This is a genomic window from Bradyrhizobium sp. CCBAU 45389, from assembly GCF_028128625.1.
Taxonomy (GTDB): domain Bacteria; phylum Pseudomonadota; class Alphaproteobacteria; order Rhizobiales; family Xanthobacteraceae; genus Bradyrhizobium; species Bradyrhizobium liaoningense_B.
Genome location: NZ_LBIY01000002.1, coordinates 817829 through 836553, shown reverse-complemented (window position 1 = coordinate 836553; position 18725 = coordinate 817829). Strand labels below are relative to the sequence as shown.

Annotated in this window: 17 protein-coding genes; 16 read left to right on the top strand and 1 reads right to left on the bottom strand. The window is 66.0% G+C overall.

Annotated elements, in window-relative coordinates; translation table 11 throughout:
* From XH79_RS03645 to XH79_RS03610, 8 genes are all read left to right on the top strand, one after another.
* On the top strand, positions 1 to 951 hold the full coding sequence (locus XH79_RS03645) for a sugar-binding transcriptional regulator (RefSeq protein WP_271580694.1): 951 nt from the start codon (positions 1 to 3) through the stop codon (positions 949 to 951).
* A gap of 316 nt (positions 952 to 1267) precedes the next feature.
* The gene (locus XH79_RS03640; RefSeq protein WP_212344146.1) at positions 1268 to 2578 is read left to right on the top strand and encodes an ABC transporter substrate-binding protein; all 1311 of its coding nucleotides are present in this window, start codon (positions 1268 to 1270) and stop codon (positions 2576 to 2578) included.
* Between the two features lie 100 nt (positions 2579 to 2678).
* Positions 2679 to 3551 (top strand): carbohydrate ABC transporter permease, encoded by an 873-nt coding sequence (locus XH79_RS03635; RefSeq protein ID WP_212344148.1) that lies wholly within the window; start codon positions 2679 to 2681, stop codon positions 3549 to 3551.
* A gap of 3 nt (positions 3552 to 3554) precedes the next feature.
* Positions 3555 to 4385, top strand: a complete 831-nt coding sequence (locus XH79_RS03630) for a carbohydrate ABC transporter permease (protein WP_271580693.1) — start codon at positions 3555 to 3557, stop codon at positions 4383 to 4385.
* A gap of 10 nt (positions 4386 to 4395) precedes the next feature.
* Positions 4396 to 5403: an ABC transporter ATP-binding protein gene (locus XH79_RS03625; protein WP_271580692.1), complete on the top strand. Its 1008-nt coding sequence runs from the start codon at positions 4396 to 4398 to the stop codon at positions 5401 to 5403.
* Positions 5404 to 5444: 41 nt separating this feature from the next.
* Entirely contained in the window at positions 5445 to 6218 is a 774-nt protein-coding gene (locus XH79_RS03620; protein WP_212344154.1) for an SDR family NAD(P)-dependent oxidoreductase, read from the top strand.
* A 39-nt stretch (positions 6219 to 6257) separates the two neighbouring features.
* On the top strand, positions 6258 to 7904 hold the full coding sequence (locus tag XH79_RS03615; RefSeq protein WP_271580691.1) for an FGGY-family carbohydrate kinase: 1647 nt from the start codon (positions 6258 to 6260) through the stop codon (positions 7902 to 7904).
* A 5-nt stretch (positions 7905 to 7909) separates the two neighbouring features.
* A complete protein-coding gene (locus XH79_RS03610; RefSeq protein ID WP_271580690.1) occupies positions 7910 to 8845 on the top strand; it encodes a carbohydrate kinase family protein in 936 nt (311 codons plus the stop codon).
* A 4-nt stretch (positions 8846 to 8849) separates the two neighbouring features.
* On the opposite strand, the gene XH79_RS03605 is transcribed toward XH79_RS03610, so the two are convergent.
* On the bottom strand, positions 8850 to 9737 hold the full coding sequence (locus XH79_RS03605; protein ID WP_271580689.1) for a LysR family transcriptional regulator: 888 nt from the start codon (positions 9735 to 9737) through the stop codon (positions 8850 to 8852).
* 121 nt (positions 9738 to 9858) lie between these two features.
* On the opposite strand from XH79_RS03605, the gene XH79_RS03600 reads away from it, so the two are divergent.
* The 8 genes from XH79_RS03600 (at position 9859) to XH79_RS03565 (ending at position 18624) form a co-directional block, all read left to right on the top strand.
* Complete coding sequence (locus tag XH79_RS03600) at positions 9859 to 11280, top strand: amidase (protein WP_271580735.1); 1422 nt, start codon at positions 9859 to 9861, stop codon at positions 11278 to 11280.
* A gap of 84 nt (positions 11281 to 11364) precedes the next feature.
* On the top strand, positions 11365 to 12315 hold the full coding sequence (locus XH79_RS03595) for an ABC transporter permease (RefSeq protein ID WP_212344160.1): 951 nt from the start codon (positions 11365 to 11367) through the stop codon (positions 12313 to 12315).
* Positions 12312 to 13205: an ABC transporter permease gene (locus tag XH79_RS03590; protein ID WP_212344161.1), complete on the top strand. Its 894-nt coding sequence runs from the start codon at positions 12312 to 12314 to the stop codon at positions 13203 to 13205. Before XH79_RS03595 ends, XH79_RS03590 begins: the two co-directional genes overlap by 4 nt.
* 2 nt (positions 13206 to 13207) lie before the next feature.
* Entirely contained in the window at positions 13208 to 14221 is a 1014-nt protein-coding gene (locus tag XH79_RS03585) for an ABC transporter ATP-binding protein (RefSeq protein ID WP_271580688.1), read from the top strand.
* Positions 14218 to 15222 carry an ABC transporter ATP-binding protein gene (locus XH79_RS03580; RefSeq protein WP_271580687.1) on the top strand — a complete coding sequence of 335 codons (1005 nt, stop codon included), beginning with the start codon at positions 14218 to 14220 and terminating at the stop codon, positions 15220 to 15222. The genes XH79_RS03585 and XH79_RS03580 overlap by 4 nt, the downstream gene beginning before the upstream one ends.
* 55 nt (positions 15223 to 15277) lie before the next feature.
* Positions 15278 to 16774 carry an ABC transporter substrate-binding protein gene (locus XH79_RS03575; protein ID WP_271580686.1) on the top strand — a complete coding sequence of 499 codons (1497 nt, stop codon included), beginning with the start codon at positions 15278 to 15280 and terminating at the stop codon, positions 16772 to 16774.
* Positions 16775 to 17002: 228 nt separating this feature from the next.
* The gene (locus XH79_RS03570; RefSeq protein WP_271580685.1) at positions 17003 to 17587 is read left to right on the top strand and encodes a hypothetical protein; all 585 of its coding nucleotides are present in this window, start codon (positions 17003 to 17005) and stop codon (positions 17585 to 17587) included.
* A 536-nt stretch (positions 17588 to 18123) separates the two neighbouring features.
* A complete protein-coding gene (locus tag XH79_RS03565) occupies positions 18124 to 18624 on the top strand; it encodes a hypothetical protein (protein WP_271580684.1) in 501 nt (166 codons plus the stop codon).
* Positions 18625 to 18725: the final 101 nt, after the last annotated feature.

Here is an 18725-nt window from a genome sequence, read left to right as displayed (position 1 = left end):
ATGGCCGCCGAGAACGACAAGTCGAGACTCGACGACGCCGCGCGTGCCGGCTGGCTCTATTTCATTGCCGGCCACACCCAGGACGAGATCGCAAAGATGCTCCAGGTCTCGCGCGCCTCGGCGCAGCGGCTGGTCTCGCTGTGCCTCGCCGAGCGGCTGATCACCTTCCGGCTCGAACATCCCATCGCCGCCTGCATGGAATTGTCGGCGCGCCTGAAGGAACGGTTCCACCTCGTGCATTGCGAGGTGGTGCCGGCCGATCCTGCCGCGCCGCAGGCAACTGCAGGCATTGCCGAGCGCTGCGCCAATCTGCTCGATTCCACCCTGCGCTCGGAGACGCCCGTGATCGTCGCGCTCGGCACGGGGAGGGCGGTGCGAGCCGCGGTCGAGCGCGTCACGCCGATCGAGCGGCCCAATCACCAGATCGTCTCGCTGGTCGGCAATATCTCCGCCGACGGTTCGGCGAGCTTCTACGACACCGTCGGCCGGCTCGCCGACCGCACCGGCGCGCGGCACTATCCGATGCCGCTGCCGTTCCTGATGTCGTCGGAGGACGAGCGCAACAAGATGGTGCGCATCGAGCCGATCGCCAAGGTGAAGGCGGTCGCGGCCAGGGCCGATTTGCGCCTCGTCGGCATCGGCCAGATGGACCAGAAGGCGCAGGTGCACGTCGACGGCTTCGTCACCCGCGACGAATTGTTCGAGATGATGCGCCTGGGCGCCATCGGCGAGATCACCGGCTGGGCCTATGATGCCAAGGGACGCCTGCTCAAGGCCGGCACCAACAAGCGCCTCACCAGCATTCCGCCGGAAGTGCCGGCGAAGACCACGACCATCGGCGCCGCCGTCGGTGCCGCCAAGGTGGCGGCCATCGGGGCTGCGCTGAGCGGCGGCCTGATCAATGGCCTGATCACGGACGAGACGACGGCAAGGGCGATCCTGGAGCGGTAGGGCACTCAGGTTTTCAGCGCGCTTCGCGAGGCTGTAGTTCTCTCCACCTACATCGCTGTCATCGCCCGCGAAGGCGGGCGATCCAGTATTCCAGAGGCCGTGGTGGCTAAACCGAGGGGCCGCGGCGTACTGGATGCCCCGCTTTCGCGGGGCATGACAGCCGTGGACGAGGCAACACCTTCCATCACTCCCGCACCGCAGCACTCATAAGTTGCTGGAACGTCCACGCGCCTGCTTGACAAGCCCAGTCCCTCAGTTGAACATACGCCCAACGCGTGGGCATATGCTCAAAAGCGCGAGTCCAAGGGAGGTCACCGTGAAACATGTTCTGGGCGCCGTCTGCGGCGCGTCTGTCCTGCTGGCCGTCCCCGCGATGGCCGAAACGACCCTGACCATCGCCACCGTCAACAATGGCGACATGATCCGCATGCAGGGGCTGACGGGTGAATTCACCAAGAAGAATCCTGACATCACCGTGAAATGGGTGACGCTGGAGGAGAACGTGCTGCGCCAGCGCGTCACGACCGACATCGCCACCAAGGGGGGCCAGTTCGACGTGCTCACCATTGGCACCTATGAGGTGCCGATCTGGGCCAAGAAGGGTTGGCTGGTGCCGCTCGCCAATCTCGGCGCCGATTACGACGTCGCCGACCTCTTGCCCAAGATCAAGGACGCGGTCTCCGCCGACGGCAAGCTCTATGCCGCGCCGTTCTACGGCGAGAGCTCGATGGTGATGTATCGCACCGACCTGTTCGAGAAGGCCGGCCTGAAGATGCCGGAAAAGCCGAGCTGGGACTTCGTGATCGACGCGGCCAAGAAGCTGACCGACAAGAACGCCGGCACCTACGGCATCTGCCTGCGCGGCAAGGCCGGCTGGGGCGAGAACATGGCCTTCCTCTCGGCGATGGCCAATTCCTACGGCGCGCGCTGGTTCGACGAAAAGTGGGAGCCGCAGTTCAATACGCCGGAATGGAAGACGACGCTCACCACCTATGTGAACCTGATGAAGGAAGCCGGCCCTCCCGGCGCGAGCTCCAACGGCTTCAATGAGAATCTGGCGCTGTTCAACGCCGGCAAATGCGCGATGTGGATCGATGCCACGGTCGCGGCGTCCTTTGTCACCAACCCCAAGGACTCCAAGGTCGCCGACAAGGTCGGCTTCGCGCTCGCGCCCAACACCGGGCTCGGCAAGAACGCCAATTGGCTGTGGGCCTGGAATCTCGCGATCCCGGCCGGCTCCAAGAAGACGGAAGCCGCCGAGAAGTTCATCGCCTGGGCGACGAGCAAGGACTACACCAAGCTGGTGGCGTCGAAGGAGGGCTGGGCCAATGTGCCGCCGGGCACGCGCACCTCGCTCTACCAGAACGATGAGTACCTGAAGGTCGCGCCGTTCGCCAAGCTGACGCTGGCCTCGATCGACGCCGCCGATCCCAATAAGCCGACGGTGAAGCCGGTGCCCTATGTAGGCGTGCAATACGCCGCGATCCCCGAATTCCAGGGTATCGGCACGCAGGTGGGCCAGCAATTCTCCGCGGCACTTGCCGGCTCGATGACGGTCGATGCCGCGCTTGCCGCGGCGCAATCCCAGACCGAGCGCGAGATGAAGCGCGCCGGCTACATCAAGTAAGACCCAACCGAGCTCTTCCTCCTGAGCTCAAACTGGCGGCCATCCATCAGCCCAGCCCCGGATGGATGGCCGCCTTCTTCCACTCAGCGGAGAAGCGTTGATGGCAACCCGGCAGACGCAATTCCTCGCGAGGTCGCTGCTGACCCCGGCCGTCGGATTGCTGTTCGTCTGGATGATCGTCCCGCTCGCGCTGACGCTCTATTTCTCGACGCTGCATTACAGCCTGCTGGATCCCGGCTCCGAGGCCTTTATTGGCTTGGAGAACTTCCGCTACTTCCTCACCGATCCCGCCTTCCTCGCCTCGCTCCAGAACACGCTGGTGCTGGTCGGCTCGGTGCTGGCGCTGACGATCCTGCTCGGCATTCCCCTGGCGCTGTTGCTCGACCAGCCCGTGATCGGCCGCAATTTCGTGCGGCTGATGGTGATCGCGCCGTTCTTCGTGATGCCGACGGTGAGCGCGCTGGTCTGGAAGAACCTGTTGATGCATCCGGTCTCCGGGCTGTTTGCCTGGCTCGCCTCGCTGTTTCATCTGACGCCGATCGACTGGTTCAACGACGTGCCGCTGTTTGCCGTGATCCTGATCGTGGCCTGGCAATGGCTGCCGTTCGCGACGCTGATCCTGCTCACCGCGCTGCAATCGCTCGACGAGGAGCAGAAGGAAGCGGCAGAGATGGACGGCGCCAGCGCCGTCTCGACCTTCATCTACATCACGCTACCGCACCTCGCGCGCCCCATCACGGTGGTGATCCTGATCGAGACCATCTTCCTGCTCACCGTCTTTGCAGAGATTTACGTCACCACGGGCGGTGGCCCGGGGCTGTCGACCACCAACATCGCCTTCCTGATCTATTCGCAGGCGCTGATCCAGTTCGACGTTGGCAGCGCCTCCGCCGGCGGTCTCGTCGCGGTGGTGATCGCCAACATCGTCGCCTTCTTCCTTGTCCGCATCGTCGGCCGCAACCTGGAGGCTTGAAGCATGGCGCGGATGGCGACGAGACAGCGGGTGGTGATCTCGACGATCGGGGCCTGGTTCTTCGGCTTCCTGATCTTCTTCCCGATCCTGTGGATGGTGCTGGCGAGCTTCAAGACCGAGCTCGAAGCCTTCGCCATTCCGCCGTCCTTCCTGTTCTTCCACTGGACCACCGAGAACTATGCCACGGTGCAGGAGCGCAGCGATTATTTCCACCATGCGATGAACTCGATCATCATCGCCGGCGGCTCGACGCTGATTGCGCTCTTGATCGCGATCCCTGCAGCCTGGTCGATGGCGTTCTCGCCGACCAAGCGCACCAAGGACATCCTGCTCTGGATGCTCTCGACCAAGATGATGCCGCCGGTCGGCGTGCTGGTGCCGATCTACCTGATCTTCAAGACGTTCGGCCTGCTCGATTCCCGCATCGGCCTGGTCTTCATCCTGTGCCTCGGCAATCTGCCGATCGTGATCTGGATGCTCTTCACCTATTTCAAGGAGATCCCGCGCGACATTCTGGAGGCCGCGCGCATGGACGGCGCCACCATCGGCCGCGAGCTGGTCTATGTGCTGACGCCGATGGCGATCCCGGGGCTGGCGTCCACGCTGCTGCTCAACCTGATCCTGGCCTGGAACGAGGCGTTCTGGACGCTGAACCTGTCGACCTCGAACGCTGCGCCGCTGACGACGTTCATCGCCTCCTATTCGAGCCCGGAAGGGCTGTTCTGGGCAAAGCTGTCGGCGGCGTCAACGCTGGCGATCGCGCCCATTCTCGTCCTCGGTTGGTTCAGCCAGAAGCAGCTCGTGCGCGGGCTCACCTTTGGCGCGGTGAAATAAGGGGGCTGCCATGGGTCGGATCACACTTCAGGGCGTGCAGAAATCCTTCGGCCCGGTACACATCATCAAGGGGGCCGACCTCGACATCGCCGATGGCTCGTTCGTGGTGTTCGTCGGTCCGTCCGGCTGCGGCAAGACCACGCTGCTGCGGCTGATCGCGGGGCTCGAGGACGTCAGCGGCGGCAAGATCCTGATCGACGGCAAGAACGTCGTCGATACGCCCCCGGCCAAGCGCGGGCTGTCGATGGTGTTCCAGTCCTACGCGCTCTATCCGCATATGAGCGTGCGCGGCAATATCGGCTTTGGCCTGAAGATGGCTGGCCTCGCCAAGGACGAGATCAACCGCAAGGTCGAGGCCGCCGCCGCGACGCTGAACCTTTCGCCCTATCTCGACCGCAAGCCGCGCGAGCTCTCCGGCGGCCAGCGCCAGCGTGTCGCGATCGGCCGCGCCATCGTCCGCGAGCCCAAGGCGTTCCTGTTCGACGAGCCGCTGTCCAATCTCGACGCCGCGCTGCGCGTGCAGATGCGCATCGAGGTGACACGGCTGCAGAAGCAGCTCGGCACCACCGCGATCTACGTCACCCACGACCAGGTCGAGGCCATGACCATGGCCGACAAGATCGTCGTGCTCAACGGTGGCAAGATCGAGCAATACGGCTCGCCGCTGGAGCTTTACGAACGGCCCGCCAATCTCTTCGTCGCCGGCTTCATCGGCTCGCCCAAGATGAATTTCGTCACCGGTGAGCCGGCGTTGCAGAAAGGCGCGGCGACGATCGGCGTGCGACCGGAGCATCTGAAGATCGAGCGGGAGGGCGGAGGCGGCTGGCAGGGAACGATCTCGGTGGCCGAGCATCTCGGCAGCGACACGTTTCTTTATGTCGATGCCGGCCCGCTAGGGATGCTGACCGCGCGCTACATCGGCGAATTGAGCCTGCACGCCGGCGACCGCGTCTCGCTGGTGCCGGACCCCCAGCGCATTCACCGCTTCGATGAGGGCGGCAACGCCCTTCGAGGCTAACAAGAAACGACAAGACAACGGCAAGAAACGGAAAGACCACCATGTACCTGGAAAAATTCAGATTGAACGGCAAGACCGCGTTCATCACCGGCGGCGGGCAGGGCATCGGCCTTGGCTGCGCGGAGGCGCTGGCCGAGGCCGGCGCCCGGGTCATCATCGGCGACCGTGACAGCAAGGTCGCCGACAGCGCCAAAGCCAGCCTGAAGGCGAAGGGTTTTGACGTCGAGACGGCAATCATGGACGTCACCGATACCAAGCGGGTGGCGGACGTGGCGAACGACCTCGTCGCCCGCCACGGCAGGGTCGACATCCTCGTCAACAATGCCGGCATCGCGCGCAGCGAGACGCCGGCCGAGACTGTCACCGACGAGCACTGGCTCAACGTCATCGACGTCAATCTCAACGGCACCTTCTGGTGCTGCCGCGAGTTCGGCAAGCACATGCTGAAGGCGAAAAGCGGCGCCATCGTCAATGTCGGCTCGATGTCCGGCTTCATCGTCAACAAGCCGCAGGAGCAGTGCTTCTACAACGCCTCCAAGGCCGCCGTGCACCATCTGACCAAGTCGCTGGCCGCCGAATGGGGCGCGCGCGGCATCCGCGTCAATGCGGTGGCCCCGACCTATATCGAGACGCCGCTCAACGCCTTCGTCAAGAGTAATCCTAAGATGTACGACGCCTGGATCGGCGGAACCCCGATGGCGCGGATGGGGCAGGTCGAGGAGATCGCCTCCGTCGTGCTGTTCCTCTCGTCAGAGGCCGCGAGCCTGATGACCGGCAGTATCGTGCTGGTGGATGGCGGCTACACTTGCTGGTAGGCTTATCGTCAAAACTGACGAGAGCTTCCGGGAGCGACAATGCCGCGAGCGTACATCGGCGTCGACGTGGGGACCACGAGCACGCGGGCAGGGGTTTTTGACGAGGCGGGCACCTTGCTCGCCACCGCCAGGCATCCGATCAGGATCTGGCACGAGGCCGGCGATATCGTCGAGCAGTCGTCCCAGGACATCTGGGAGGCCTGTGCCAAATCGGTCCGCGCGGCCATGGCGCAAGCCGCCATCGCACCCGACAGCATCGGCGGCATCGGTTTTGACGCCACCTGTTCCCTTGTGGTGCTTGATGCGCAAGGCGAGCCGCTCACCGTCAGCGCCTCCGGCGAGGCGCAGCGCAACGTCATCGTCTGGATGGACCACCGCGCCACGGCCGAGGCGCGGCTGATCAACGAGACCGAGGATCCCGTGCTGCGCTATGTCGGCGGCTCGATCTCGCCGGAGATGGAGATGCCGAAGCTGCTCTGGCTGAAGCGGCATCTGCGCGCGAGTTTCGACGCCGCAGGTCACTTCTTCGATCTGGCCGACTATCTGACCTGGCGCGCGACCGGCGCGCTGCAGCGTTCGACCTGCACCGTCACCTGCAAGTGGAACTATCTCGCCCATGACGGCGGCGGCTGGAGCGCGCCGTTCTTCAAGCGCATCGGTCTGTCCGACTTCGTCGCCGAAAAATACGCCCGCATCGGCACCGAGATCGTCGCCCCCGGTACGCGCCTCGGCGCAGGTCTCACCCCGGCAGCCGCAGCCGAGCTCGGCTTGACGCCGGGCACCCCGGTCGGCGCCTCCCTGATCGACGCCCATGCCGGCGGCATCGGCGCGATCGGCGGCCGCGACGGCCCGGGCGGGGCGAGCGATGTCAGCGACCGTCTCGCCTACATCATGGGAACGTCGGCCTGCATCATGGCGACGACGAAGGAGCCGTGCTTCGTCCCCGGCGTGTGGGGGCCCTATTATTCCGGCATGGTGCCGGAGTTCTGGCTCAACGAGGGCGGCCAGTCCGCAGCGGGTGCGGCGATCGATCATCTCCTCAAGTCGCATCCCGGCCATACTGATGCGAGCGCCGCGGCGCGCAGCGAGGGCCTCGACCTCATCGATTTCCTCGAGCGCCGCATCATCGCGCGCGCCGGCGACGCCAGCCGCGCCGCGCTGCTCGCGCGCGACGTCCATGTGCTGCCCGAATTCATCGGCAACCGCTCGCCCTATGCCGACCCCGACACGCGCGCGGTGATCGCCGGTCTCGATCTCGACACCGACATCGCCTCGATGGAGCGGCTGTTCGTCGCCGGCCTGTGCGGGCTTGCTTACGGGCTTGCCGAGGTGATCGAGGCCTTTGCCGCGCATGGCGTCCGTTCCAGCCTCATGATCATGGGCGGCGGCGCCAGCCGCAGCCCGCTGGTGCGGCAGATCATGGCCGACACGACGGGCCTCACGGTCGCGCTGCCGCAGACGAAGGAGCCGGTGCTGCTGGGCGCCGCCATGCTCGGCGCGGTCGCCGGCGGCGCCTATGCCTCGATCGGCGAGACCATGGCCAAGATGTCGGCGCTGGGACGCAAGAGCGAGCCGACCGCGCCCGACATGGCCGCCTTTCACAGGCGTAAGCGTGAGGTCTACAAGCTGCTGCGCGAGGTCGATCGCGGCAGCCGTGCCGCGATGGCCGACATCGCCAGAGGTTGAAAGAGATGTTGTTATCCTGCGGCGATGCGCTGATCGATTTCGTGCCGACGCGAAACATGGAAGGACGCGAGGCGGTGATGCCGGCGGTCGGCGGCTCCTGCCTGAACGTCGCGATCGGCATGGCGCGGCTGGGCGCGCCGACCGGCTTCGTCGGCGGCATCTCCACCGACCTGTTCGGGCGGATGATCGCGGATCACGCAATCGCCTCCAACGTTGAGCTCGGCCTCGCCACCCGCAGCGATCACCAGACCACGCTCGCCTTCGTCCGCATCGTCGCGGGCGAGTCGCATTACGCCTTCTACGATGCCGAGACCGCGACGCGGAACTGGACCTACCGGCGCGGGTCCATTCCCTTCGATACGGTCGAGGCCGTCCATATCGGCTCAACCACGCTGGTCAACGACCAGGGCGCCGCCGAGACCAAAGCTCTGATCGTGGACGCGCGCGCCTCCTCGACGATCTCCTTCGATCCGAACTGCCGCCCCAACCTCGTCAAGGACAAGCCGGCTTACCTTGCGCGCATGGCGGAGTTCGCCGCCCACGCCGATCTCATCAAGATGTCGGACGTCGATTTCGCCTATCTCTTCGGCGAGGAGCCGTATCAGCAGCGCGCGAGCGCGTTGCTGGGGCAGGGCACCAGCCTCGTCGTCATCACCCGCGGCAACAACGGCGCGATTGCCTGGCATGCGCGGGCAGGGCAGATCGAGGTGCAGGCACCAAAGGTCGCGGTCGCCGACACCATCGGTGCCGGCGACAGCTTCCAGGCCGCGCTGCTGTTCGCCCTGCACAAGCAGGCGCGTCTTGCGCGAGAGCGGCTCAAGGACATCAGCACTGAGGAGCTCCGCCGCGCGCTGTCCTTCGCGGCCAATTGCGCCGGCCTGACCTGCACCCGTCCGGGCGCCGATCCGCCCTGGAGCCGCGAGATCACCTGGAGCCTGTAGCCCGTCACAACCCCGCGACGACCTTCTCCGCGCATTTGAGGAAGGTGCGGATCAGCGGGCTCTGTGAATCCCGCCGCCAGCAGACCGCGATGTCGAGGGAGTCGGTGGCGTCGCGCAGCGGCCTGAACACGATGCCGCGCGGGGCGCCGAGCTGCGCGCAGGCGGGCAGGATCGCGAGGCCTTCGCCGGCGAGAACCAGGCTCATCGCCGAATGCACCGTCTCCACCCGGCTCGCGATCGGCATCACCACCTGGTGCCGGCGCAGCAGGGGGACCACCGCGGATGACGCGGGACCATGGTCCGGATGCGGCAGCGCGATCAGCGGACGGCCGTGCAACCGGGCCATCGGTACGGAGCCGAGGCGCGCGAGCGGCGAGCTGGTCGGCATCGCCAGCATGAAGCGCTGCGCACCGATCCGCGCCACCTGGATCTCGGGATGGTTGATCGCCGGCATGCACAGCGCGACCGTGACGCTGCGATCGAGCACCCGGGCCTCGCGTGTCGAGGCGCTGAGCTCGGCGAAGTCGAGGTCGACACCGGGCACCGAGCGGCGCAGCTCGGGGATCAGCCGCGGCAGGATCGCATTGGCCAGCACGAACATGTAGCCGACCGAAAGTCGCCCGCGCTTGCCGGATGCGACCGCGCGTGCGGCCTCGATGCCGTCGGCCGCCAGCGCCAGCGCTTCGCTGGCGCGCACCAGCAGCGCCTGGCCCGCCTCGGTCAGGTCCATGCCGCGCGTGCCGCGGCGGAACAGCGGCGCGCCGACCTCGGCCTCGAGCTTGCGGATCTGCACCGAGAGCGGCGGCTGCGCCATGCGCAGTCGCTCGGCGGCCTTGCCGACGCTGCGGGCTTCAGCGACGGCGACGAAATAGCGGAGCCGGCGGAGATCCATTGGCATACCGAAAACGTATGGGTTGGCGACCAAAATCGTATTGGACGGCGAGTTAACAAAACTGTCATTCTCGCTGTCAATGCCTGCCAACGGTGGCGGGCCTGCGGAGCGTGATGTGACGATGAACGGCGATCCCTGTCTGCTGTCCGCAACCGAGCTGCGCGGCCTGATCGCCGCCAGAAAGATTTCGCCGGTCGAGATCGTCAGCGCCGTGCTCGCCCGCGCCGAGGCGCTCCAGCCCGAATTGAACTGCTTCATCACGCTGTGCGGTGACGAGGCGATGGCGCAGGCCCGCGCGGCCGAGCGCAAGGTGATGGCCGGCGAGCCGCTTGGCCTGCTCCACGGCATCCCCGTCACCGTCAAGGACATCGTCAACACCAAGGGGGTCAAGACCACCTTCGGCGCGGTGCCTTACAAGGACAACGTGCCGACCGAGGACGCCGTCGCGGTGGCGCGGCTGCGAGCTGAGGGCGCGATCCTGATCGGCAAGACCACGACGCCGGAATTCGGCAGCAAGTGCCTGACGGATTCGCCGCTGTTCGGCCGCACCCGCAATGCCTGGGACGCCTGCCGCTCCTCCGGCGGCTCCAGCGGCGGCGCGGCGGTGGCGGTGGCGAGCGGCATCGCGCCGCTGGCGATCGCGACCGACGGCGGCGGCTCGACCCGGATTCCCGCCGCCTGCAACGGCGTGGTGGGCCTGAAGCAGAGCAACGGCGTGATCCCGCACAGCCAGGCCCTCGACGTCTTCGGCAACCAGACCTATGTCACGCCGACCACCCGCACCGTCGCCGACACCGCGCTGATGATGCAGGCGATGGCCGGTGAAGATCCTATCGATCCCTGGTCGATCGGCGTGCCGGTGCCCGACTTCGTCGGCACCGCCGCCCCGCGCGGCGACCTGCGCGGGCAGAGGATTTTGTACTGCCTGACGCCGCCGGGCCGCCCCGTTTCCGCCGAGGTCGCCGCCAGTTTCAAGGCGAGCCTCGACCGGCTGGCCGGGCTCGGCGCCGAGCTCGAGGAATTCTCCGGCGAGGGCTTTGATATCGAGCCGATCTGGCGCGCCATCAACCACACCGTCTGGCGCACGCGCTTTGCGAAGCTCGCGGCCGAGCACGGCGACGAGCTGAGCGAGGCCTTCCTCAAGCAGCTCGCGCTCGCCACCGAGGTCAGCGGCGTCGACTACCAGGAGGCGATGTTCGCGCGCGCCGCGCTGTTTCGCCGTGTACAATCCCTGCTTGCGCGCGGGCACTTTCTGGCGATGCCGACCCTCACGCGCACCGCGCTGCCGATCAAGCAGGATCTGTTCGGCAGCATCGAGATCGACGGGGCGCATTTCGACAGCGTCCGGCCAAACTGGTTCCCCTGGACCATGCCGTTCAACATGACCGGCCATCCCGCCGTCAGCCTGCCCTCAGGCTTTGCCCGCGACGGCCTGCCGGTCGGGCTTCAGCTGGTCGGCCGCTTCCGGCTTGATGCCGACTTGCTGCGTGTTGCCGCGCTGTTCGAGGCTTCAGGCGACCTTCTGTCCCGCTGGCCGGAATGACGTCATGCACAAGCAGCAAAGCCCTTGCCTCGGCCGCCCGGACATGTTGATCGTGCCGCGGATGAGCCCTGAAACCGACCGCACATGAGCGTCTTTGTCCTCCGACGTCTGTTGACCCTGCTGGCGACGCTGGTCGGCGCATCGCTGATCATTTTCCTGGTGCTGGATGCGCTGCCCGGCAATGCCGCGCAGATGCTGATGGGGGCCGACGCCTCGCCGGACGCGGTGCGCGCGCTCACCGTCAAGCTCGGCCTCGACCAGCCGCTCCCCGTTCGCTACCTGCAGTGGATCAAGGGCCTCGTCGTCGGCGACCTCGGCAATTCCTATGTCTACGGCACGCCGGTCGCCAGCCTGATCGCGGAGCGGCTGGTGCTGACCATTCCGCTCGCGATCATGTCGATGGCGATCACGGTGACGCTGGCGCTCTCGGCCGGCGTCTACACCGCCGCCAACCACAACAAGCTCGGCGACGTCGGCGTGATGTCGCTGACGCAAGTGGGCATCGCGCTGCCGAATTTCTGGTTCGCGATCCTGCTGGTGCTGTTGTTCGCGGTGCGGCTGCAATGGCTTTCGGCGGGCGGCTTCGCCGGCTGGGAGGACGGCGTCTGGCCAGGCGTCAAGTCGCTGCTCCTCCCGGCAGTCTCTCTGGCGGTGGTCCAGGCCGCGATCCTCGCCCGCGTCACGCGCTCGGCCGTGCTCGAAGTGCTGCGCGAAGACTTCGTCCGCACCGCCCGCGCGAAGGGGCTCGGCAAGCGCGAGGTGCTGTGGAGCCACGTGCTGCGCAACGCCATGATCCCCGTGATGACGGTGATGGGCCTGCAATTCGCCAATCTGCTCGCCGGCACCATCGTGATCGAGAACGTGTTCTACCTGCCGGGCCTCGGCCGGCTGATCTTCCAGTCGATCGCCAACCGCGACCTGATCGTGGTGCGCAATTGCGTGATGCTGCTGGCGACCATGGTCGTCATCGTCAATTTCATCGTCGACGTGCTCTACGCGCTGATCGATCCCCGCATAAAGGTGCACGACCTGTGAGCGCGCCCGTGACCACCTCCATTGACGCACCCGTCGCGACGCGCCGTCTGCCGGCCAAAACCTTCTGGGGCCGCGCGCTGCGCCATCGCAGTTTCGTCCTCGGCGGCGCGCTCAGCCTGCTGGTGCTCGTCTCGGCGCTGCTGTCGCTGGTTTGGACGCCGTGGTCGCCCTACGAGATCGACATCGCCTCGAAGCTCCGGCCGCCATCGGCCGCGCACTGGCTCGGCACCGATTCCTTCGGCCGCGACATCGTCTCGCTGCTGCTCGCCGGCGCGCGCTCCACCATCATGGTCGGCATCATCGCCGTCAGCATCGGTCTCACCTTCGGCGTCTGCCTCGGCCTGATTGCGTCCGCCAAGCGCGGCTGGACCGAAGAGATCATCATGCGCTTCTCCGACTTCACCTTTGCCTTTCCCGCCGTGCTGTCCGCGATCATGCTGGCCGCGGTGGTCGGACCCGGCATGGTGACCTCGATCGTCGCCATCGGCATCTTCCAGATCCCGACATTGACCCGGCTGACGCGCGGCTCGGCCAACGCGATCTGGGCGCGCGAATTCGTGCTGGCCGCGCGCGCGTCGGGGAAGGGAAAATTCCGCATCACCATCGAGCATGTGCTGCCGAACATCCTGTCGATCCTGATCGTGCAGGTCACCATCCAGTTCGCGCTCGCCATTCTCGCCGAGGCCGCGCTGTCCTATCTCGGCCTCGGCACCCAGCCGCCGCAGCCGTCCTGGGGGCGGATGCTGAACGACGCGCAGACGCTGCTGTTCCAGTCGCCGATGCTCGCGGTCTATCCCGGCGCTGCGATCGCGATCGCCGTGCTCGGCCTCAATCTCCTTGGCGACGGATTGCGCGACCTGCTCGATCCCCGCCTGGCGCGGGAGCGATGACGATGGCTGAGCGCTCCAATATGCCGCTGATCGAGGTCGACAATCTCGGCGTTCGCCTCAACACCAGCCGCGGGCCGGCGCAGGCCGTGCGCGGCGTCAGCTTCGCGCTGAAGCGCGGCGAGACGCTCGGGCTTGTCGGCGAATCCGGCTGCGGCAAGTCGGTCACCGCGATGTCGCTGATGGGCCTGTTGCCTGAGAGCGCACGCGTCACCGGCAGCATCAAGCTCGACGGCAACGAGCTCGCCGGGCTCGCGGATGCGGACTACTGCCGCCTGCGCGGCAACCGCATCAGCATGATCTTCCAGGAGCCGATGACCGCGCTCAATCCGATGCACACGATCGGCAACCAGGTCGCCGAGCCGCTGCGGCGTCACAAGAAATATTCGGCGGCGCAGGCGCGAAAAGAAGCGATCGCCTTGCTCGACCGCGTCGGGTTGCCCGATCCGGCGCGGCGCATCGATGCCTATCCGCACCAGTTCTCCGGCGGCCAGCGCCAGCGCATCACCATCGCCATGGCGCTCGCCTGCGAGCCGGACCTGTTGATCGCGGACGAGCCGACCACCGCGCTCGACGTCACCATCCAGGGCCAGATTCTCGACCTCATCGCCGATCTCGTCGAGGAGCGCGGCATGTCGATGATCCTGATCTCGCACGACCTCGGCGTCATCGCCGAGAACGTGCAGCGCATGATGGTGATGTATGGCGGCACCGTGGTCGAGAGCGGGCCGACCGACGAGGTATTCCGCCGCATGGGCCATCCCTACACGCAGGGCCTGTTCCGCGCCCGGCCGAAGCTCGGTGCGCGCAAGGGCACGCGGCTGAAGACGATCTCGGGCACGGTGCCGGAGCTGGCGGATCTTCCGGCCGGCTGCACCTTCTCCGAGCGGTGTCCGCTGGTGATCGATGCGTGCCGCGCCGCGCTGCCGCCGATGGTCGACGTCGGACCCGGACACGGCGTGCGCTGCATCAGGACCGACGTCTCCATGGCTGCGAATGTCGGAGCGCTGTCCGCATGAGTACCGCGCCTCTCCTCGACGTCAGGGATCTCGAGCAGCGCTACACGCTGCCGCGCGAGAGCCTGTTTCGTCCGCCCGGGCAGGTGCGCGCGCTCAACGGCGTCAGCGTGACGGTCGCGGCCGGCAAGAGCCTCGGCATCGTCGGCGAGTCCGGCTCGGGCAAGTCCACCTTCGCGCGCGTTGTGATGGCGCTGGAGCGGCCGACCTCGGGCCAGGTCGCGCTGCTTGGCCGCGATCTCAACCGCATCCCCGCCGACGAGCTGCGGCGCGCGCGGCGCGATTTCCAGATGGTGTTCCAGGACCCCTACGGCTCGCTCGATCCGCGCCAGACCATCGCGCGCATCGTCGCCGAGCCGCTCACTGTGCTGGAAGGCGCCGACCGCACCACCTTCCGCGATCGCGTCGCCGCGGTGCTGCGCCAGGTCGGCCTGCGCGATGCCGACATGGACAAATATCCGCATGAGTTTTCCGGCGGCCAGCGCCAGCGCATCGCGATCGCACGTGCGCTGATCACGCAGCCGAAGCTGATTGTCGCCGACGAGCCGGTCTCGGCGCTCGACGTCTCCGTGCAGGCCCAGGTGCTCAACCTGATGCAGGACCTCCAGGAGCAGTTCGGCCTCAGCTACATCCTGATCAGCCATGACCTCGCCGTCGTCGACTATCTCTGCGACGAGGTCGCGGTGATGTATCTCGGCCGCATCGTCGAGCAGGGGCGCCCCGAAGATCTGTTCGAGCATTGTGCCCATCCCTATACGCGGGCGCTGCTGGACGCGGTGCCGCGGGCGCGTGCCGGGGGCGGCCGACGCCGACGCGGGGCCCAGGCGATCGCTTCGCAATCGGCGGCCGCGACCGGATGTCCCTACGTCGCGCGCTGCCCGCTCGCCGACCAGCATTGCCGCGAGGCCCTGCCTGAGCTACGCAGGGTGGGCGAGGGGCACCTTGCCGCCTGTCACAAGGCGGAGGCCGTGATGGCGTTGCCGCCAGCGGCCATGGAAGGTTAGTGTCCGGAGCAGGATTGGCGTAGTCTGGGCAGGCAGCAGGCCGGGGAGTTACGAGATGTTCAGGAAACTATCGATCGTCGCATTTGTCGCCGCGCTTGTTGCAGCGCCGCTGCCGGTCCTGGCGCAGAGCAAGAAGGACAGCGTCGTCACGGCGATGGCGCTGGAGCCGCCGGGGCTCGATCCCACCAATGCCGCTGCGGCTGCGATCGCCGAGGTCACGCTCTACAACATCTACGAGACACTGACCAAGATCAACGAGGACGGCTCGGTGTCGCCGCTGCTGGCGGAGAGCTGGACCGCTTCGCCCGACCTGAAGACCTACACTTTCAAGCTGCGCAAGGGCGTCAAATTCCAGAACGGCGAAGCCTTCGATTCCGCGGCCGTGAAATTCTCCTTCGAGCGCAACGCGGCGCCGACCAGCACCAACAAGGACAAGAGCCTGTTCCAGGCTTTCGAGAAGGTCGATGCGCCCGACGCCGACACGGTCGTGATATCGGTGAAATATTCCGAGCCGAACCTGCCGTTCCTGCTGGGACAGGCGAGCGGTTCGATCGTCGAGCCGAAGAGCGCAGCCACCAACGTGACGCAGCCGGTCGGCACCGGGCCCTATCAGTTAGGGGCCTGGGCTAAGGGCTCGTCGATCACCCTGACCAAATGGGTCGACTATCGCAACGCCGCGGCGATCAAGCTCTCGAAGGTGACGATCCGCTTCATCTCCGATCCCGCCGCGCAGGTGGCGGCGCTGCTGTCGGGCGACGTCGATGCATTCCCGCGCGTTGCCGCGGCGCGCGCCTTGCCCCAGTTCAAGTCCGATCCGCGCTTTGCGGTGCTGGTCGGGGGCTCCAAGGCCAAGACCATCGTCGCATTCAACCACCGCAAGAAGCCGCTCGATGACGTCCGCGTTCGCCGCGCCATCATTGCCGCGATCGACCGCAAGGCCATGATCGACGGCGCCGTCGACGGTTTCGGTACGCCGATCGGCAGCTTCTACGTGCCGGGATCGCTCGGCTATGTCGACACCACCGGCATCAATCCTTTCGACCCCGAGAAGGCCAAGAAGCTGCTCACTGAAGCCGGCGTCACCACGCCGCTCGAATTGTCGCTCAAGCTGCCGCCGCCGTCCTATGCGCGGCAGGGCGGCGAGATCGTCGCGGCCCAGCTCGCCAAGGTCGGCATCATCGCCAAGATCGAGAACGTCGAATGGGCGCAATGGCTGTCACAGGTGTTCGCCGGCAACGGTCCGCATAATTTCGACCTCACCATCGTCAGCCATGTCGAGCCGTTCGACCTCGTCAAGATCACCGAGGCCGATTACTATCTCGGCTACAACAACGAGGCCTACAACGCCCTCTACAAGCAGATCGTCTCGACGCCCGACGAAGCCACCCGCGCAAAACTGCTCGGCGACGCCCAGCGCATGCTGGCCACCGACGCCGTCTCCGCCTACCTCTACCAGCCGCAGCTGATCACCATCACAGCCAAGAAGCTGAAAGGCGTCTGGAAGGACGTGCCCCAATACGAGAACGATTTCTCGACCTGGTATTGGGAGTAGGGGCGGCGACAGCGCGGTGCTCATTGCGGTGCCCTTTCCCCTCGTGGGGGAGGGCTATCGCGGATGGCGTCCTGGTGGCGGTCTGAGCGAGCGCCTCGTCCTTCGAGACGACCGCTTCCAGCGGTCTCCTCAGGATGAGGCCAGGCAGTATTGGCCCGTTTGAAATTGCTGCCGCGCGCTCCGCCCTCATCCTGAGGCCCGCCATCGGCGGGCGTCTCGAAGGATGTATTGCAGGCGAGCTATCCGCAGCTCTTTTCTCTTTTTGCGCTATTGGGTGCGGATGGTTGCCGCAGTGGCCTATCTGCACGAACGCATGACCATCGTGGCATATGCGCATTGATTTTCGTGATTTCCGCGCCCTTGCAGCGTAGTCGTCGGGAAGCCGCAATCAAGGTGCAGACTTGGGTTGTGACCGCTGTCGGCGCGGCGCCGACGGGAGCGTTCGCGATGCGCGCCTGTATCCCAATTCCCACACTTCGCGCAAAAGAGCATCCGTTTGTCGCTTTTCGAACAGACGGAAAAAGCCCGCTCCGTTCCAATTCTCCAACGATCAAAGCAGCCGGTCGGGGAGGCGAAATGGAACATTCCCTGTTAGTTGAGATGGCGCGCGACAAATATGTCGAGCGGTGCAAGCAACGGGCCTTCGATCATCTGGACCGAGGCGATCTCAAGAACGCGGTTGCTTCGTTTGTCGGCAATATGAGCGCGCGTCCCGATTGCGAATTGCCATCCTACCTGGCAGCGCTTGGCGCTTCGCTGCTCGGGGCGAACGATGCGTCCGGCTGGAGGATGCTGATTGAAGGATTGAGGTGATGATCCGATAAATGCGGCGTGGGGAGGCGTGGGGATGGCTCACTACCGAGCTTACCTTTTGGATCAGCACCACCGCGTCATAAGCGTGGCCAAATTGCAGTGTGCCGACGAACAGGAAGCACGAGAACGTGCTGCGCAACTGGTCGATGTCAACGACGTTGAGCTATGGCAGCTCGACCGCCGTATTGCGGTGTTTGAGGCCCCCACGAGCCGAACTTCGCAGGCTCCGGGAAAGGGAAGGCCGTGGCGCCCTAAAGACAAATGAGGCGTGCGTGCCGGTGCGCGAATCCCGCGAGTTGAATTCGTGGTGACAACTCCCGGCGGCGCCGCGCCGTCCGCGGATTTTTCCGGCCAGATGCTTCCGGTTCCTGTCGGGAACTACGTGGTCGATCGTCGCTGTGCGCTGGCCGCTTGATTTAGATCAAGCTCGAGACGACGAAATGCCAAATGCATGCGCCGGTGCCGTCGCCGTTGGCGCGGGCATCACCCGCAAAAGGCCAGCCGATCGATGGCGCCTCACCATCAGGAGGAAGCTCATGGTTCGCTATGGTCTGATTGGTTTCGCGGCAGCTATCCTCGTCGCTGCCAGCCTGGTGCCCGATGACGCGTTTGCTCGCCGTGGTGGAGGTGGCGGCGGCTTTCGCGGTGGAGGAGGAGGATTTCATGGCGGCGGCATGCGCGCCGGTAGCTTTCACGGCGGCGGCATGCGTGCTGCCCACGTTGGGCGAGGCGGGGCTTATGCCGGACGCATCCACGGCGGTCGCGGCTATGGCGTGGCCGGAGGAGTTCGGCCGTCGCATCCGATAGCAGGCCGCCCGATTGCAGGTCGACCCGGCTATCCGGGACGCCCGATCGCTGGTCGCCCGGGCTACGGCGGCGGCTACTACCGCCCGGGCTTGGGCTATGGTGCTGCCGCGGTGGGCGCCGCCGCTGCCTACGGAGCCTACGGTTACTACAACAACAACTACAACAGCGGCTGCTACTACGACACCAACGGCAGCTACGTCTGTCCGGGTCAGTATCCGTATCAGTATTGAGAAGACCAGGTGAGCACGGACGGCGGTGATCGAGGGCCGCCGCCTGCTCTTGGCATTCTCGCCGCCGATTGCTCCGGATAAGAGGCGAACCTGTTGGGCCG